Here is a 15,941-nt window from a genome sequence, read left to right as displayed (position 1 = left end):
GGGTGTGATGGAGATCTACGGGATCGACCACGTGGAAATGTACGTGGGCGACGCTCGGCAGGCGGCGTTCTACTTGGGACACGCGTTCGGCCTGCAGATCCACGGGCAGGGCGGGCCGGAGACGGGGCTGCCGGATCAGCGATCGCTGCTGTTGCGGGAGGACGCCGTTCAGATCGTGCTGACCTCCGGCCTGGCCGCGGACCACCCGGCTGCGGCGTACGTGCAACGCCATGGTGACGGGGTCGCCGTCGTCGGGCTGGAGGTCGACGACGCCACAGCGGCGTACGGCGAATTGGTTGCCCGAGGCGCCCAAGGACTCCAGGAGCCGATCCGGTACGAGGATGGCGAGACGACCGTGGTGATCGCGGAGGCGGCCGGCTTCGGCGACGTGATCCACCGACTGGTCGAGCGGCACGGACCGCGGCACGAGTTCCTGCCCGGCCGGTTCCACATCACCGAGCCCAGCGGCGGACCGGACGAGAAGCTGTTCAGCGAGATCGACCATCTGGCCATCTGCGTACCGTCCGGCGACCTCGAGCCGACCGCGAAGTTCTACGAGGACGTCTTCGGCTTCCCGCGGATCTTCGAGGAGTACATCGAGGTGGCCGGCCAGGGGATGGACTCGAAGGTCGTCCAGAGTCCGTCGAAACACGTCACCTTCACCCTGATCGAGCCGGACCCGAGCCGCCGCCCTGGCCAGATCAACGACTTCCTCAGCTGGCACGCGGGCGCCGGGGTGCAGCACATCGCGTTGCGGACCGGCGACATCGTCGAGGCGGTCAGCACGCTGGCCGGTCGCGGGGTCAACTTCCTCGGTACGCCGTCCACGTACTACGAAGCACTGTCCGACCGGGTCGGCGAGGTCGACACCCCGGTCGAGGACCTGCAGAAGCTCGGCATCCTGGTCGACCGCGATCACTGGGGTCAGCTGCTGCAGATCTTCACCGAGTCGATGCACGTCCGGCGCACGTTGTTCCTCGAGATCATCGAGCGGCGTGGCGCGATGACGTTCGGCAGCGGCAACATCAAGGCCCTCTACGAGGCGAAAGAGCGCGAGCTGGCGGGAGCTGACGCATGACGCTGGAATTCACACTGTCCGAGGAAGAGATCGAGCTACTGCCGTCGGACGAGGACGTTGCCTTCTACAACGAGCACGGCTGGTACCTGTCCAAGAAGCTGCTCACCGACGACGAGACCGAGGAGCTGGTCAACGCCAGCGAGCGGTACTACGCCGGCGAGCGCGACCGGACCCTGCCGACGACGCCGCCGAAGCTGGCCTACTGGGACCCGTCGAAGGGCGACGTCCAACGGCACAACGACTACGTGCACTACGAACACGACGGCCTGGCGAAGATGCTGCGCAAACCACTGATCGGCGCGGTCGCGGCGCGGTTGGCCCAGGTGGACGAGATCCGGATCTTCCAGTCCACGCTGATCTACAAGCCGCCGATCGAGGGTGAGCCGTCGAACATCGTGCCCTGGCACTTCGACAAGCACTACTGGTCCTCCTCGTCGTCGGACCGGATGCTGACCGCGTTCATCCCGTTCCACGACTGCCCGCCGGAGATGGGCACGATCACGATGGTCGACGGCAGCCATCGCTGGCAGGAGATCGGTTCCGACGACACCGTCGTACGCCACTTCGCGGAGCGGGACCGGTCGCGGCTCGACCAGATGCTGACCGAGAACGCGACGTACAACAACGCCGAGGTGGTCAAGGTCCCGATCACCATCCCGCGCGGCCACATGAACTTCCACCACTGCCGGACGTACCACGGCAGCGGGGCGAACGTCAGCGACCGTCCCCGCCGGGCGATCTCGCTGCACCTCCAGGACGGCGGCAACCGCTACCGCGAGTTCCCGCTGTCCGACGGCACCTTGGCCGCCTACAACCACGACGTCCTGGTACGGCGTACTCCTGTCGGCCACCCCGACTACGCCGACCCCGACTACTGCCCAACACTCTGGGCCGATCGCTAAGGAGACCAGCACATGTCCCGTTACGACTGGGGTCAGACCCACCCAGGGATCGAGCAGTTGGAGAAGGCGGTCACGGAGGCTCGCGACAAGGTCGTCCAGCACCCGCTCTACGCCAACCTGGACACGCACGAGGCGCTGGTCACCTTCATGGAGCACCACGTGTTCGCGGTCTGGGACTTCATGTCCCTGCTGAAGTCGCTGCAGCGCGAACTCACCTGTGTCACGGTGCCGTGGATCCCGACCGCGCACACCGGCAGCCGGCGGCTGATCAACGACATCGTGATGGTCGAGGAGAGCGACGAGCTGGGCGACGGGTTCATCAGCCACTTCGAGCTCTACGTCAACGGGATGACGGAGGCCGGTGCCGACACCACCGCGATCACGCGGCTGATCGGGTTGCTGCGCGAGGGCGGTTCGGTGGTCGAGTCGTTGCGCGCGGCCGGCGTACCGCAGGCGTCGATCGACTTCGCCGGCACCACCTGGGACATCATCGAGAACGCGCCGATCCACTGCCAGGCGGCCGCGTTCGCGTTCGGCCGGGAGGACCTGATCCCGGACATGTTCACCCAGGTGGTCGCGGTGAACGAGCGGTCCAACAAGCTCAACACCTTCGTCGACTACCTCGAACGGCACATCGAGGTGGACGGCGAGCAGCACACCCCGATGGCGATGCAGATGGTCACCGACCTCTGTGGTGACGACCCGGCCAAGTGGGAGGCCTGCGCGGACACCATCAACACCGCTCTCGCAGCCCGCGCCCGCCTCTGGGACGCCATTCTCGCTGTGTTGAATTGCCGCGCCTCCGGCACGGCGGGGTCACGGGGCCTTGGCTCCCGGCCTTCCCTCGTCGCTCCAGTCGCTTCGCTCCCTCCGCTCCTCAGTCCAGGCCGGGAGGCCCCGTGACCACTGCCCGTCTCTATCGGACCGTGCGGCTGATCCGCCGCTTCGAGGAGCGTGCGATCGAGTTCGTCCGGTCCGGTGAGATCGTCGGCGGCATCCATCCATACGTCGGGCAGGAGGCGATCGCGACCGGCGTCTGTGCGGCGCTTCGGGAGTCCGACGTGCTGACCAGCACCCACCGTGGCCACGGGCACGTACTGGCTCGCGGGGTCGACCCGGCGAGGTTGTTCGCCGAACTGATGGGCCGGGAGTCGGGGCTGAACAAAGGCCGCGGCGGCTCGATGCACGCGGCCGACTTCAGCCTCGGCATCCTCGGCGCGAACGCGATCGTCGGCGCGGCCGGCTCGATCGCGACCGGTGCCGCCTGGGCGCATCGCCGGCAGGGCCGCGACACCGTCGCGGTCACCTTCTTCGGCGACGGTGCGATGAACGAGGGCATGCTGCTCGAGGCCTTCAACCTGGCCGCGCTCTGGCGGGTGCCGGTGATCTTCGTCTGCGAGAACAACGGCTACGCCACCACGATGCCGGTCGCGTCGGCGGTCGCCGGCAGTATCAGCGGCCGCGCCCGCGCCTTCGGCATCCCGGCCTTCACCATCGACGGGCAGGATCCGGAAAAGGTGCTGGCAGCAACGTCCTCGGCGGTGGACCGGGCCCGGGCCGGCAAGGGGCCGACGTTCCTGGAATGTACGACGTACCGCTTCGACGCTCATCACACCTTCGAGCACCGGACGCGGCTCACCTATCGCTCGACCGAGGAAGTCTCCGCTGGGCGGTCGCGGGACCCAGTGGAGATCCAGGGCGCACGACTGACCGCTGCCGAGCGGGAACAGCTCGATGCCGAGGTCGAGGCCCTGCTCGACGCGGCGGCCGGGATCGCGCTGGGCAGCGCCCATCCCGACCCGGCCGCCGCACTCGAGTACCTCTACGCCTCGCCGGAGGTGATGCGATGAAGCTCTCGTACCTGAAGGCCCTCAACCGGGCCCTCGGCGACGCGATGGATGCCGACCCGGCGGTGTTCCTGCTCGGTGAGGACATCCGGGTCGCGGCCTCCAACCTGACCGCCGGGTTGTTCAACCGCTTCGGCCCGGATCGGGTGCTGGACACCCCGTTGTCGGAGCAGGCGTTCACCAACTTCGCCACCGGTGCGGCGCTGGCCGGTCTCCGGCCGGTGGTCGAGTTTCAGATCCCGTCGTTGCTGTTCCTGGTCTTCGAGCAGATCGCCAACCAGGCGCACAAGTTCTCGTTGATGACCGGTGGTCAGTGCAGGGTCCCGGTGACGTACGTCGTACCAGGCTCCGGCTCGCGGACCGGGTGGGCCGGGCAGCACTCCGACCATCCGTACAGTCTGTTCGCACACGTCGGCGTGAAGACCGCGGTGCCGGCGACGCCATCGGATGCGTACGGTCTGCTGGTCTCGGCGATCCGGGACGACGATCCGGTCGTGGTGTTCGCGCCTTCGGCTGCGCTCGGCGTCCGCGACGATCTCGACTTCAGCACGTTGGCGCCGGTGCCGCTCGGCGTCGGCCGGATCGCCCGGATCGGGACCGATGTCACGGTCGTTGCCCTTGGCCACCTTGTGCAGGATGCGCTGGCCGTTGCCGACGAACTGTCCGGTCTCGGGATCTCGGTCGAGGTCTTCGATCCGCGAACCGTCTACCCGCTCGACGTGGACGGCCTGGCCGCGTCGCTGGCCAAAACCCGCCGGCTGGTGGTGATCGACGACTCCAACCGAACCAGCGGGTTCGCCGCCGAAGTCCTCGCCGTCGCGGCCGAACGATGCGATCTCGACGCCCCACCGCGCCGCATCACCAGACCCGACGGCGCTGTCCTGCCGTTCGCCCTGGCCTTGGATCGAGCAGTCCAACCCGGTCGCGACCACCTCGTCGCCGCGATCCACGCCGTACTGGAGGAAGTATGACCGACCTGTGGCCTCGCTTGTCCGAGGACGTTCGTACGGCGCTCGTCGCGCGGGGAGTCGAGTCGTGGCAGCAGGTGTACGACGGAGTCGCGACGCACAACAAGGAGTGGCGGCCGCTGCGGCCGCCGATCATGTCCGCGGCCGCCTACGGGCAGCTCACCGACATCTCGGCGACGGTCGCGCGGCTGATCCTGGAAGCGTGCTTGCGTCGGGCAACGACCGCGGGGGAGCTGCGGCGGGCGGTCGGGATGCCGGTCGGCGCGATCGACCTGCTGTTCGAGGACTTGGTGTTGAGCGAGGAGCTGATCGGGGGTGTGCGTGCGGACATCCTGCTGGCGGGCGGTACGCCGTACGTGGTCGAGGCCAACATCGACAGCGCACTCGGTGGTGCGCACGACTCCGATGGGGTCGCGCGGCGGTTCCTGTCGGCGTACGACGGTGATCCGGTGCTGGATGCGGTCGGGCTGACCGCGCCGCCGTCGGCCGTCGACGCTCGCTACGAGGCGGTGCGGGCGGCTCTGCAGTTGAGTGGGCAGGACCGGCTCGCGATGATCTTCACCACCGGTGGAACGTACCCGGGTTCGCAGGACGGGCAGGCGATGATCAAGTTGCTCGAGCCGTTCAGCGAACGCGGACGCGAGCTCGGGTTGGACATGCGGGTGTTCCCGGTCGAGTGGCTGACGCTGGACGACGCCGGCCGGCTGTGCGTCGACGACGGCCCGATCGACGCCGTACTCCGCATGTTCGTCCCACAAGGCACTCAACCAAGCACTGGCCTCGACGCGTTGGCGACAGCGGTCGGCACCGGTGCGGTCCGGATGTTCACGCCCGCCGCGAGTTGGCTCCTGGCCAGCAAGTCGATCCTCGCCTGGCTCTGGGACGACCTGTCCACGTTGTCGCCCGAGGACGCCGACGTCGTACGGCGCCACGTCCCTCGAACCTCGGTGCTGTCCGAGGGCCTCCGCTCCGAGGCCGTCGCCAAGCAGAGCGAACTCGTCCTCAAACCATCCGGCTCGTACGGCGGGGTCGGCGTCGTCGTCGGACCCGAGGTGTCCGCGCACGCCTGGCAAGCAGCCCTGGACGCCGCGATCACCGAAGGCGGCTACATCCTCCAAGCCCACGTCCCGGTCGACCGCCTCACCATGCAATTCATCGAGGTATCAACAGGCGAGGTCCACGAGGCCGCCGTCCCCTTCTGCATAGCCCCCTACCTCTTCGGCGGCACCCCCGCCGGCGCCTACCTCCGCTTCTCCGTCCCCGGCGCCGGGCCGGTCGTCAACGTCGGGCAAGGCGCATTGACGAGCGGTCTGCTACTGGCTCCTTGACCCGGCCCGAGCGTCGTCGGTGAGGTCCAGGAGGTCGCCGGGGGCGCAGTCGAGGGCTTCGCAGAGGGCGGTCAGGGTGGAGAAGCGGATGGATTTGGCTCGGCCGTTCTTGAGGATGGACAGGTTGACGATGGTGATGCCGACGCGGTCGGCGAGTTCGGTCAGGGTCATGTTGCGTTCGGCCAGGAGGCGGCTGAGGTTGACCTGGATGCGGTGGGGATCGCCGGGGGGCAACTAGACCAGTCCCTCGGAGTCCTCGCGGAGGCGTACGCCGACGCGGAACGCCTCGGCCAGGGCGGCGACGAGGAGGGCGACCACCAGCGGGAGCAACGAGAACTCGACCGCGAACGGGACGTTGTGCGCCAACGGCGTGCCGGCGACTAGCTGGTTGGTGGTCATTGCCTGCAGGAGGGTGCCGGTGACGCTGCCGACCGCGATCAGGAGGGCGATGCCGAAGAGGCGGAGCGGATTGTGCGGTGCGAACGGGTCACCGAGGCAGAGCGTGCGGGCGATCCGGAACAGCAGGTAGATCCCCAACAGGATCAGCACGGCACCGACGATGGTCGGCAGTTCGAGCAGCACTCGCTGGCCGAGACTCGGGTCGTCGACGGTGAGCGTCGCTGATCCGGATGCGGACAGTTGCACTCCGTCGGCTTCCGGGAGGTCGGGGGCTGCCACGTCGGTCACGGGAACCTCCCGACTGGTGTCCAGATCGAGCGCACCGGCCACGCCGAGCAGCGGGATCACCAGGCCGATCACGGCTTGTACGACGAACGCGGTCCCGAGCAGGCCCTGCAGAACCAGGGCATCGGTGCGACTCCACCGGCCGAGGCCGACGATCGACTGCGGCAATCGCATGTCACGTACCCCTATCGTTTCTCGATAACATCGTTAGTCGATAATAACGACAATCGATATGCCCCGGTCAAGGCACAGGTACTCCGTCCGTCGGTCGCGCTGGCTGAGGTGCCGGAGGTCGTGTCGGCGGGTGTCTTACGCTCGTGCGCAGGGCGTCAACCGCAAGGGGGAGCTGCGATGACGGGACCTCTCGTCGAGACCAAGCTGTTCTCCCCTGCCCCACGCCCCGGCCTGGTTCCCCGTCCACGCCTGAACAACCACCTCTCCCGCCCCGGCCGCCTCCTCCTCATCTCAGCCCCAGCCGGCTTCGGCAAAACCACCCTCCTCACCACCTGGCTAACACCCACCAACCCCCGCACCACCGGGTCTGCGGTTGCGTGGGTTTCTCTTGATGTGGGGGATCAGGAGGCGGATGCGTTCTGGACTTACGTGGTTACCGCGTTGGATCGGGCAGTTCCCGGCGTGGGGGCCGGGGCACTGCCGTTGCTTGCAGCCGGGCAGAGCTCGATTGAGGGGGTGCTCGTTGTGGTGCTCAACGAGCTGAGCGTGCTGCCGGGGGAGGTCACCTTGGTTCTGGACGACTACCACCTCGCCGACGGTCCTGGCATCCGGGCCGGGATGAGCTTCTTCGTTGACCGGCTGCCGCCGCAGGTGCGGCTGGTGATCAGCACCCGCGCGGACCCCGGCCTCCCACTGGCCCGCCTGCGCGCCCGCGGTGAGCTCATCGAGGTCCGCGCCGCCGACCTTCGCTTCACCCTCGCCGAAGCAGCCACCTACCTCAACGACGTGACCGGCCTGCGCCTGACCACCGAGGACATCGCGTCACTCGAGGAGCGCACCGAAGGCTGGGTCGCGGCCCTACAACTCGCCGCGCTGTCGCTCCAAGGTCGTGGCGATGCCACCGGGTTCATCGCCGGTTTCGCCGGTGACGACCGGTTCGTCGTCGACTACCTGGTGGAAGAGGTCCTGGACCGCCAGCCCGATCCGGTACGACGGTTCCTGCTGGACACATCCATCCTGGACCGTCTCACCGGCCCGCTGTGCGATGCCGTGACCGGCGAGCACGACGGCAAGGCGATGCTGGAACGGCTCGACCGTGCAAACCTCTTCCTCGTCCCACTCGATGACCAGCGGCGTTGGTACCGCTACCACCACCTCTTCGGAGACGTCCTCCGCTCACATCTGCTCGACGAGCGCGGCGACGTCGCGGACCTGCATCGACGGGCCGGCAACTGGTACGGCGAAGCCGGCGAGCCGGTGCCCGCGGTCCGGCACGCACTCGCCGCCGGCGACATCGACCGCGCCGCCGACCTTGTCGAGCTGGCTGTTCCAGAGCTGCGCCGGAACCGGCAGGAAGCAACCCTGCGCCGATGGATCGACGAGCTTCCCGACGACGTGGTCGAGCGCCGGCCGGTGCTCGCCATGGGGTTCGTCGGCGCCCTGATGGCCAGCAACGAGTTCGGCGATGTCGAGCGCCGGTTGCGCGACATCGAGCGGCTACTGACCGGCCTCGACGGCGGCTCCAATCCCAGCGCGGGCCGATACAGCGACACCGCGGGCAGTGCGAGACCGGTCGGGCGTGCAGAGATCGTGGTCGTCGACGAGCGTGAGCTCGCCCGGCTACCGGGCTGCATCGAGCAGTACCGGGCCGCGCTGGCGCTCATCGGGGGCGACCCGGCCGGCACCTTGGTGCACGCCCGTCTGGCGGTCGACCGTGCCCCCGAGCACGATCACCTGACCCGGGCTTCGGCCGATGCCCTGTCCGGGCTCGCATCCTGGACGACAGGCGACCTCGACGCCGCCCATCGCAGCTACACCGACGCCGCGGACGGGCTGCATCGGCTCGGCTACATCGCCGACGTGCTGGGGTGCTCCATCACGCTCGCCGACCTCGAGTCCACGCAGGGCAAACTGCACCGAGCACAACGCACCTACGAGCGCGCCCTCGAGCTCGCCGGACACGACCCAGCCCTCCGCGGCACCCGGGACATGTACGTCGGGCTGAGTCACATCGCGTTGGAGCGCAACGACCTGGCCGCTGCCACGGAGTACCTGCGGCGCAGCGACGACCTCGGCGAGCAGGCCGGCCTGCCGCAGAACCCGTACCGGTGGCGCGTCGCGATGGCGCTGCTCCGGGAGGCCGAGGGCGATGTCGACGCTGCGCTAGGGCTGCTCGCGGAGGCAGAACGCGTGTACGTGGGCGACTTCGCACCCAACGTGCGACCGGTCCCCGCACTGCGCGCGCGAATGCTGGCGGCGCACGGGGACGTGACCGCTGCGCTGGAGTGGGCGAGCCGGTACGGCGTGACCGTGCACGACGAGGCGTCGTACCTGCGCGAGTACGAACACGTGACTCTGGCCCGGGTCCTGCTCGCCCAGTACGACGCCAATGGCTCCCAGCTGAGCGATGCCGTCAGTCTGCTCGAGCGACTGCTCGCGGCAGCCGAGGACGGCGGCAGGAAAGGCACCGTCATCGAACTCCTGGCACTCCTCGCGCTCGCGCGGCATGCAGACGGTGATGACGACGAGGCACAGGCGATGCTGGAACGCGCGCTGGCCCTGGCCGAGCCCGAAGGCTACATCCGCGTCTTCACCAGCGAAGGGCCGCCGATGACCACGCTGCTCACCACGCTGGACCGGCACCACCCCGGCCGGGCGTACCTCCGCCGACTCCTCGACGCAGCCGTCGGGTCGCATGACTTGCACGAGGCAGCCACGCCCCGGCTGAACCGGACTCCCCGGGATGGCCTCATCGAGCCGCTGACCGAACGCGAGCTGGCTGTGATGCGGCTGCTCGCCAGCGACCTCGACGGCCCCTCCATCGCCCGGGAACTCGTCGTCTCGCTCAACACCGTGCGAACCCACACCAGGAACATCTACGCCAAGTTCGGCGTCAACAACCGCCGTGCCGCGGTACGGCGGGCGCACCAGCTCAACCTGCTGTCGCACCGCCCCGCTGGCTGAGAAGCGGAGAAAGATCATCACCGACTTCATCACATGATGTGAAGCCGGTTCATCACATCGGCTCCTAGCTTGCAGATACCCGGACAGCCCGCACCACAGGGCGGGCAGTCGGGATCGACAAGAGGAGCACCCCGTGAGCAGCACAGCCACCGGCCGGCCGCACGACCGCAGCTGGTACGAGATCCGCCTCCAGGGGCGTCTCGACTCGCGGTGGTCGGTCTGGTTCGACGGGCTCACCCTCAGCGCCGGCGCCGACGGCACCACCACCCTCCGAGGCCCTGTCGTGGACCAGGCCGCCCTGCACGGGCTGCTGCAACGCCTCCGCGACCTCGGCCTCCCCCTCATCTCGGTCGCCCAGGTGGAGCCCGACCCGGCGTCGCCGCCCAACCCGAACGATCCGCGCAGTTCGAACACTGGAGACAAGCCATGACCACCACAGCTCGACCCACGACCGCCGGCCGTACCTCCGGCGACCCGACCCGCAATCACGCCCGCGCCGCCGGCATCTTCTACCTGATCACCTTCGCGGCGTCCCTGCCCGCCTTCGTCCTCATCGGATCGGCGCTGAACCCGGACCTCACGGTCAACGCCGGGCACGACACGCGACTCCTGTCGGCCGGCCTGCTGGACTTCGTCAACGCCATCGCCTGCGTCGGCAGCGCCGTGGCCCTGTTCCCGGTCCTCAAGCGGCAGAACCAGTCCCTCGCGCTCGGCTTCGTCACCTCCCGGCTGCTCGAGGCCGCGATCATCATGACCGGTGTCGTCAGCCTCCTCGCTGTCGTCACCCTCAACCAGCACGGCGCCGGCTCGGTCGCGAGCAGCCAGGCCCTCGTCGCCGTCCGCGAGTGGACGTTCCTGTTCGGTCCGGGCTTCATGGCCTGTATCAACGCCGTCCTGCTCGGCACCCTGATGTACCAGTCGCGGCTGGTTCCGCGGATCATCCCCACCGTTGGTCTGATCGGGGCTCCGCTGCTCTTCACCGCCAACGTCGCGACCCTGTTCGGCCACAACGAGCAGACCTCCGCCATCACGATGCTCGCGACGCTCCCGATCGCCTTCTGGGAGCTGTCGGTCGGCACCTACATGACGGTCAAGGGGTTCAGGCCCGCGCCGATCACCGCCGACCTCGTCAAGGTCGACTGATCACTCCTGGCGACCGGCGGGATGGCAGCTATCGTGAGGAAACGCGCGAAGCACCTCCCGTCTGTCGCCAGTTCTCGACCGCCGTGAGGAGAGCCAGATGCCAGAGAGCCGGGTCGGGTGGGGCTTCATCTCGCTCTACGCGTTGGCGTCGATGGGCACGTCCCTGGTGTTCCTGGCTCCACTACTGGTCTCCCTGGCGCTGAAGGTCAACTCGCTGGTAGGGATCGAGCAAGCACCGAACAGCCTGGCGCTGGTTGCCGGCATCGGATCGATCGTGGCGATGGTCGGAAACCCGTTCTTCGGCAAACTGAGCGACCGCACCTCGTCGCGACTGGGCATGCGGCGGCCCTGGATGGTCGCCGGCCTGGGCGGCGGCACCTTGGGCATCCTCATTGTCGCGCTGGCACCGAACGTCCTGGTCGTCCTGATCGGATGGTGCTTCGCCCAGTTGTCCCTCAATGCCCTGCTCGCCGCTCAGGTGGCGGTGCTGCCGGACCAGGTCCCCGTCTATCAACGCGGTTCGGTCGCTGGTGTCCTGGGCATCGCCCTGCCGATCGCGTCCGTGAGCGCCACCTTCCTGGTCCAGCTGTTCACCGGCAACCGGCTCGCCATGTTCCTGGTGCCGTGCGCGATCGGCGGGTTCTTCGTCCTGCTGTTCGTGAGCAGGCTGAACGATCGCCGGCTCGACCCCGCGGACAAGCCGGCCTGGTCGCTGCGGGAGCTGCCCAGTGCCTTCTACTTCAACCCGCGCAAGAGCCCGGACCTCGCCTGGGCCTTCGCCAGCCGATTCCTGCTTCTGATGGCCTACGCCTTCCTCACCACCTACCAGGCCTACTACCTGCTGGACCAGCTCGGCAGCGCCGAGGCCGACGTACCGCACCAGGTCTTCCTCGGCACCCTCGTCCAGTCCGCCGTGCTCGTCGTCGCGTCCCTCGCCGGTGGCCGGGTCTCCGACCGGACCGGCCGACGGAAGATCCTCGTCGTCACCGCGTCGATCGTGTACGGCGCGGCGCTGTTCGTGATCGCCCTCGCCGACGACTTCAACGGCTTCCTCGTCGGCATGGCCATCAGCGGACTCGGCTTCGGCCTGTACATCGCGGTCGACCTCGCGCTCGTGGCCGACGTACTCCCGGACAGGGCCACGGCCGCGAAGGATCTCGGCGTTTTCAACATCGCCAGCGCGCTCCCGTTCTTCGTCGCGCCCGCGATCGCGCCGGCCATCCTGGCGATCGGCAGCGGCAGCTACGCCGTGCTCTACACCGTTGCCGGGATCAGCGCCGTCGTCGGAGCCGCCGCCATCCTGCCGGTGAAGCGGGTCCGATGATCCTCAGAGCCGTCGGCCGAGCGCCCGCACCGTCTCGGCGGTGGCGACGGCGTCGCTGCGGGCGTTGCCGTGACGGCCGTCGGAGCTGTACAGACCGGGATCAGTGGACAGTGGGTGGTCGGTCAGGTTGATGTGGATGGTGCCGAGCTTGTCGGCGAGGGCGGCGGTCCGGGTCGAGAGGGTTCGCATTCGTTGCCTGAGTCCTGGTCTGAGCCAGTCGGCGACGGCCGGGCTGTAGGAGACGTCGAACATACCCAGCGTCATCACGTCGGCGCCGGCGTCCTGCAACGCGGTGATCATCAGGGTCAGGGCGCGGTCGACCCGGTCGGGGTCGTAGGTGGCCGGGAAGGCGTCGTTGCCGCCGCCGACGACCAGGGCGAGATCGGGGCCGAAGGCCAGCGCCGGGTCGAGTTGGGTGGCGAGGATCTCGCGGCTGCGCAGGCCGCTGACGCCGAGGTTGAGGTAGGCGAGCTCGGGTCGGATCGCCCGGAGTTCGGCCGCGATCCGGTCGGCCCACTGCAGGTCGCTGTAGCCGTCGACCGGTTCACACAGACCCTCGGCGACGCTGTCACCGAGGACGACGAAGCGCCGCCAGGGATGGCCGCCGAGCAGTGCCTCGCTCTCACCGGGGGCAAGGCAGTAAGGGTCAGTCGCTTCGTTCATAGTGCCTCCGCGGGGTGAGGCAGTGAGGGCCGGTTGACTCGTTCATGTTGCCTCTGCCGGGGCTGGGGCGTCGAGGACTTTGCCGGGACCTCGGTGGAGCAGCGGGTAGGCGCTGACGATGAGGCAGGCGAACCCGCAGCCTATCAGGGCCGGGATCAGGCCGAAGGCGCTCACCAGTTCGCCGGCCAGCAGGGCGCCGATGGGGAGCCCGGCGAAGGACGTGGCCGCGACGAGGCCGATCACCCGCGCCTGCAGGTCCTTCGGGACGTGTTCGTACAGCACCGCGCCGAAGACGGGGTTGATGGCGGCGATCCCGATCCCGGACAGGAACGTCACCACCATCACCAGGACCAGGTCGTCGCTCAGCCCGAGGACGAGCAGGCGTGGACTGCCGCCGATGAACGCACCGATGGCGAAGGTCAGGTACCGCGGCACCTTGGTCGCGAGTACGGCGAACCCGATGCTGCCGAGCAACGCGCCGGCCGAGAATGCACCGAGGGTCAGACCGAGGCCGGCCGGTGAGCCGAGTTCCTCCGCGACCCAGAGCGGGATGAACACCGCCGTACTCGCGCTGGCGAAGACGTTCATGGTGAACGTGGTGATCAGCATCGTGGCGAGCAGCGCGTCGCGTCGTACGAAGGAGAATCCCACCGCCAGGGAGCGGAAGTACTTGTCCCGGCGCGCCTCCACCGTGGTGTCCGGCGGATGAACGAACGCGGCGACCAGCAGGCTGCACACCACGAAGGTCGCCGCGTCGATCCACAACACCGAGGCCGCGTCGGTCCAGTAGATGAGCAACCCGGCCAGCGGCGCGCCCAGCAAGGTCGCACCGCGGGCGAACGCCTCATGGAGCGAGGTCACCCGGATGAGCGCCACCTCGGCCGCCTCCGCCATCGGCCGTACCAGCAACTCCTTGGACCGGTCCGCGACACCGCGCAGCGCACCTGCCACAGCCACCAGCAACATCAGCGCCGCGAACCCGAGCCCGGTGGTCGCCGCGATCGCGGCCACCGCCACCGCACTCGCCAGATTCGCGATGATCGAGGACAGCCGCGCGCCGAGCCGATCGATGACCGGCCCGCCCATGATGCTGGCCACGATGTACGGCACCATCTCGGCCGCGGCGACCAGTCCCATCCGCGCCGCACTGCCGGTGGACACCAGCACCAGCCACGGAATCGCCACCATCGAGACCCGACTGCCCACCGCGGACAGGACGTCGGCGGCGAACAGCACCACCAACCCACGGCGTGGGGTCATGCGCCACCCACCACAGCGTCCGCATCACTCCCGTGGAGCTCCGCGTACAGCTTGCGCAGGGCAACCTTGTCCACCTTGGCGATGCGGGTCAGCGGCAACTCGGCCACGAAGTCGATGGAGGTAGGGCTCCACATCTCGTTCAGGGTCCCGGTGACCAAACCTTGAAGTTCTTGCGTGGTGACCGGCGATCGAGTGACGACGAAGGCGTGGACCGCTTCGCCGACGACGGGATCCGGTACGCCGATCACCGCGGCGGTGCGGACGGCGGGATGGGTCGCGAGGACGTCTTCGATCGGGCGGCAGAAGATGGCCCAGTTGCGGCGCGTGGTGACGATCATGTCGTGCACCCGATCGACCAGGAACAGGTACCCGTCCTCGTCGACGTAGCCGAGATCGCGTGTCCGCAACCACCCGTCGACCAAGGTCTCCGCGGTCAGCTCCGGCTTCCCGAGATACCCAGCGAACGTGAGTTTGCTCTGCACCCACACCTCCCCGGTCTGTCCGGCCGCAAGCACCTTCCCGTCGTCATCCCGGATCTCGATGCGCACATCGCCGTACGGCGTACCGGCCGACGCCAACCGCTCGGGGTGCAAGGGGTCTTCGGTCAATCCCGGCAACGCGGTGACGACGACGGCCTCGCTCAGTCCGTAGACGATCCGCAGCACCGGACCGAACCGTGCGATGCCCTGACGCAGTCGCGACGGCGTGGCCGGTCCCGCACCGACGTTGAGCATGAACAGACTGCTGCAGTCGAACTCCTCCCCACCGGGATGGTCGAGCAGTTCGTAGAGCATCGGCGGCGTGACATAGGTCGACGTGATCCTCTCCGTCGAGACGACGCGGTAGAACTCGTCCGGTGACCAGGTGTCGGTGAGGAACAACACCCCACCGGTGAACAGGTTGAAGAAGCTGGTGATCTGCCCGCTTGCCAGCCACAACGGCGAACCCGAGTAGTGCCGCAACAGCGGGAACCCGTTGCCGGCAAAGGCATCGGCCAGGTCGAGGATCTGCTCGTAAAAGCTCTGCGTGTGGTGCACGAGCTTCGGATCGCCGGTCGTCCCACTCGTCTGCAGCACCGAGTCCGGCGCCGGCACGGCCGGATCGATCTCGTACGGCGAGGATGCCGGGCGTCGGATGAGCTCGGTCAACTCGAAGGCCGGCATCGGCGCGAGTGACTCGGCCAGCTCCCGACCGAGGTGGCCGTCGTACACGAGTGCGTCCGCGTCGGCCAGCACGGCGAACCGGTCGATCTCGCGGCGGGATGTGATCGGCGCACACCACAGCACCCGGCATCCGTGCAGGTGCAGGGCGAGTTGGAGGGCCGGCGCGTCGAAGCAGTTCGCCGCCATCACCAGCACCTTGCCGCCCGGCCGGATGCCGGCGTCCCGGACCACGGCCGCGATCCGCAGCACGTCGCCGATCAGTTCGCCGTACGTCGCCCGCCGGTCACCGCGGACCAGCGCGGGACGCTCCGCAAAGCGATGAAACAGAGAAAGCGCCCGCAGCGCATAATTGTTGCTGTGCTCGGGCAGGACGAATTCAGGCGGCATTTCGTCAATAGTCCCCTCGACTCCGGCCACCCCCAGCCGTCGGCGCGACTCTACTC

Annotated in this window: 15 protein-coding genes; 10 read left to right on the top strand and 5 right to left on the bottom strand. The window is 68.4% G+C overall.

Going from position 1 to position 15,941, the window contains the following annotated elements; genetic code table 11:
• Positions 1 to 7: 7 nt before the first annotated feature.
• Genes hppD through ACGFIF_RS17575 form a run of 6 tightly spaced genes read left to right on the top strand, consistent with a single transcriptional unit; the run spans position 8 to position 6,123 of the window.
• Positions 8 to 1,078, top strand: a complete 1,071-nt coding sequence (gene hppD / locus ACGFIF_RS17600) for a 4-hydroxyphenylpyruvate dioxygenase (RefSeq protein WP_393155601.1) — start codon at positions 8 to 10, stop codon at positions 1,076 to 1,078.
• Positions 1,075 to 1,980 (top strand): phytanoyl-CoA dioxygenase family protein, encoded by a 906-nt coding sequence (locus tag ACGFIF_RS17595; protein ID WP_393155600.1) that lies wholly within the window; start codon positions 1,075 to 1,077, stop codon positions 1,978 to 1,980. Before hppD ends, ACGFIF_RS17595 begins: the two co-directional genes overlap by 4 nt.
• A gap of 12 nt (positions 1,981 to 1,992) precedes the next feature.
• Entirely contained in the window at positions 1,993 to 2,883 is an 891-nt protein-coding gene (locus ACGFIF_RS17590; protein WP_393155598.1) for a DUF3050 domain-containing protein, read from the top strand.
• Positions 2,880 to 3,830, top strand: coding sequence for a thiamine pyrophosphate-dependent dehydrogenase E1 component subunit alpha (locus tag ACGFIF_RS17585; protein ID WP_393155596.1), 951 nt, complete (start codon positions 2,880 to 2,882; stop codon positions 3,828 to 3,830). The genes ACGFIF_RS17590 and ACGFIF_RS17585 overlap by 4 nt, the downstream gene beginning before the upstream one ends.
• On the top strand, positions 3,827 to 4,798 hold the full coding sequence (locus tag ACGFIF_RS17580; protein ID WP_393155595.1) for an alpha-ketoacid dehydrogenase subunit beta: 972 nt from the start codon (positions 3,827 to 3,829) through the stop codon (positions 4,796 to 4,798). The genes ACGFIF_RS17585 and ACGFIF_RS17580 overlap by 4 nt, the downstream gene beginning before the upstream one ends.
• Entirely contained in the window at positions 4,795 to 6,123 is a 1,329-nt protein-coding gene (locus ACGFIF_RS17575) for a hypothetical protein (RefSeq protein WP_393155594.1), read from the top strand. The genes ACGFIF_RS17580 and ACGFIF_RS17575 overlap by 4 nt, the downstream gene beginning before the upstream one ends.
• Here the strand turns inward: ACGFIF_RS17575 and ACGFIF_RS17570 are convergent.
• Together ACGFIF_RS17570 and ACGFIF_RS17565 are read right to left on the bottom strand one after the other, a co-directional pair.
• Complete coding sequence (locus ACGFIF_RS17570) at positions 6,109 to 6,357, bottom strand: helix-turn-helix domain-containing protein (RefSeq protein ID WP_393155592.1); 249 nt, start codon at positions 6,355 to 6,357, stop codon at positions 6,109 to 6,111. The genes ACGFIF_RS17575 and ACGFIF_RS17570 overlap by 15 nt on opposite strands.
• Positions 6,358 to 6,981 carry a DUF2975 domain-containing protein gene (locus ACGFIF_RS17565; RefSeq protein ID WP_393155591.1) on the bottom strand — a complete coding sequence of 208 codons (624 nt, stop codon included), beginning with the start codon at positions 6,979 to 6,981 and terminating at the stop codon, positions 6,358 to 6,360. It lies immediately after the preceding gene.
• A 177-nt stretch (positions 6,982 to 7,158) separates the two neighbouring features.
• Here ACGFIF_RS17565 and ACGFIF_RS17560 point away from each other — a divergent pair, with 177 nt between their 5' ends.
• The 4 genes from ACGFIF_RS17560 (at position 7,159) to ACGFIF_RS17545 (ending at position 12,412) form a co-directional block, all read left to right on the top strand.
• Entirely contained in the window at positions 7,159 to 9,945 is a 2,787-nt protein-coding gene (locus ACGFIF_RS17560) for a LuxR C-terminal-related transcriptional regulator (RefSeq protein ID WP_393155590.1), read from the top strand.
• A gap of 133 nt (positions 9,946 to 10,078) precedes the next feature.
• Positions 10,079 to 10,375: a hypothetical protein gene (locus ACGFIF_RS17555; RefSeq protein ID WP_393155589.1), complete on the top strand. Its 297-nt coding sequence runs from the start codon at positions 10,079 to 10,081 to the stop codon at positions 10,373 to 10,375.
• Positions 10,372 to 11,088: a DUF4386 domain-containing protein gene (locus ACGFIF_RS17550; protein ID WP_393155587.1), complete on the top strand. Its 717-nt coding sequence runs from the start codon at positions 10,372 to 10,374 to the stop codon at positions 11,086 to 11,088. The genes ACGFIF_RS17555 and ACGFIF_RS17550 overlap by 4 nt, the downstream gene beginning before the upstream one ends.
• Before the next feature lie 97 nt (positions 11,089 to 11,185).
• Entirely contained in the window at positions 11,186 to 12,412 is a 1,227-nt protein-coding gene (locus ACGFIF_RS17545) for an MFS transporter (protein WP_393155586.1), read from the top strand.
• Positions 12,413 to 12,415: 3 nt separating this feature from the next.
• Here ACGFIF_RS17545 and ACGFIF_RS17540 read toward each other — a convergent pair whose 3' ends face one another.
• The 3 genes from ACGFIF_RS17540 to ACGFIF_RS17530 are packed head-to-tail and all read right to left on the bottom strand — an operon-like array spanning position 12,416 to position 15,885.
• Positions 12,416 to 13,075, bottom strand: a complete 660-nt coding sequence (locus ACGFIF_RS17540; RefSeq protein WP_393155584.1) for an SGNH/GDSL hydrolase family protein — start codon at positions 13,073 to 13,075, stop codon at positions 12,416 to 12,418.
• Between the two features lie 42 nt (positions 13,076 to 13,117).
• Positions 13,118 to 14,335, bottom strand: a complete 1,218-nt coding sequence (locus ACGFIF_RS17535; RefSeq protein WP_393155582.1) for an MFS transporter — start codon at positions 14,333 to 14,335, stop codon at positions 13,118 to 13,120.
• On the bottom strand, positions 14,332 to 15,885 hold the full coding sequence (locus ACGFIF_RS17530; protein WP_393155581.1) for an AMP-binding protein: 1,554 nt from the start codon (positions 15,883 to 15,885) through the stop codon (positions 14,332 to 14,334). The genes ACGFIF_RS17535 and ACGFIF_RS17530 overlap by 4 nt, the downstream gene beginning before the upstream one ends.
• Positions 15,886 to 15,941 lie beyond the last annotated feature (56 nt).

Source organism: Kribbella sp. NPDC049174 (assembly GCF_043197365.1).
In the GTDB taxonomy this organism is placed as follows: Bacteria; Actinomycetota; Actinomycetes; order Propionibacteriales; family Kribbellaceae; genus Kribbella.
Note: the sequence above shows the minus strand (reverse complement) of the source record. Positions and strands in the feature narration are given on the sequence as shown.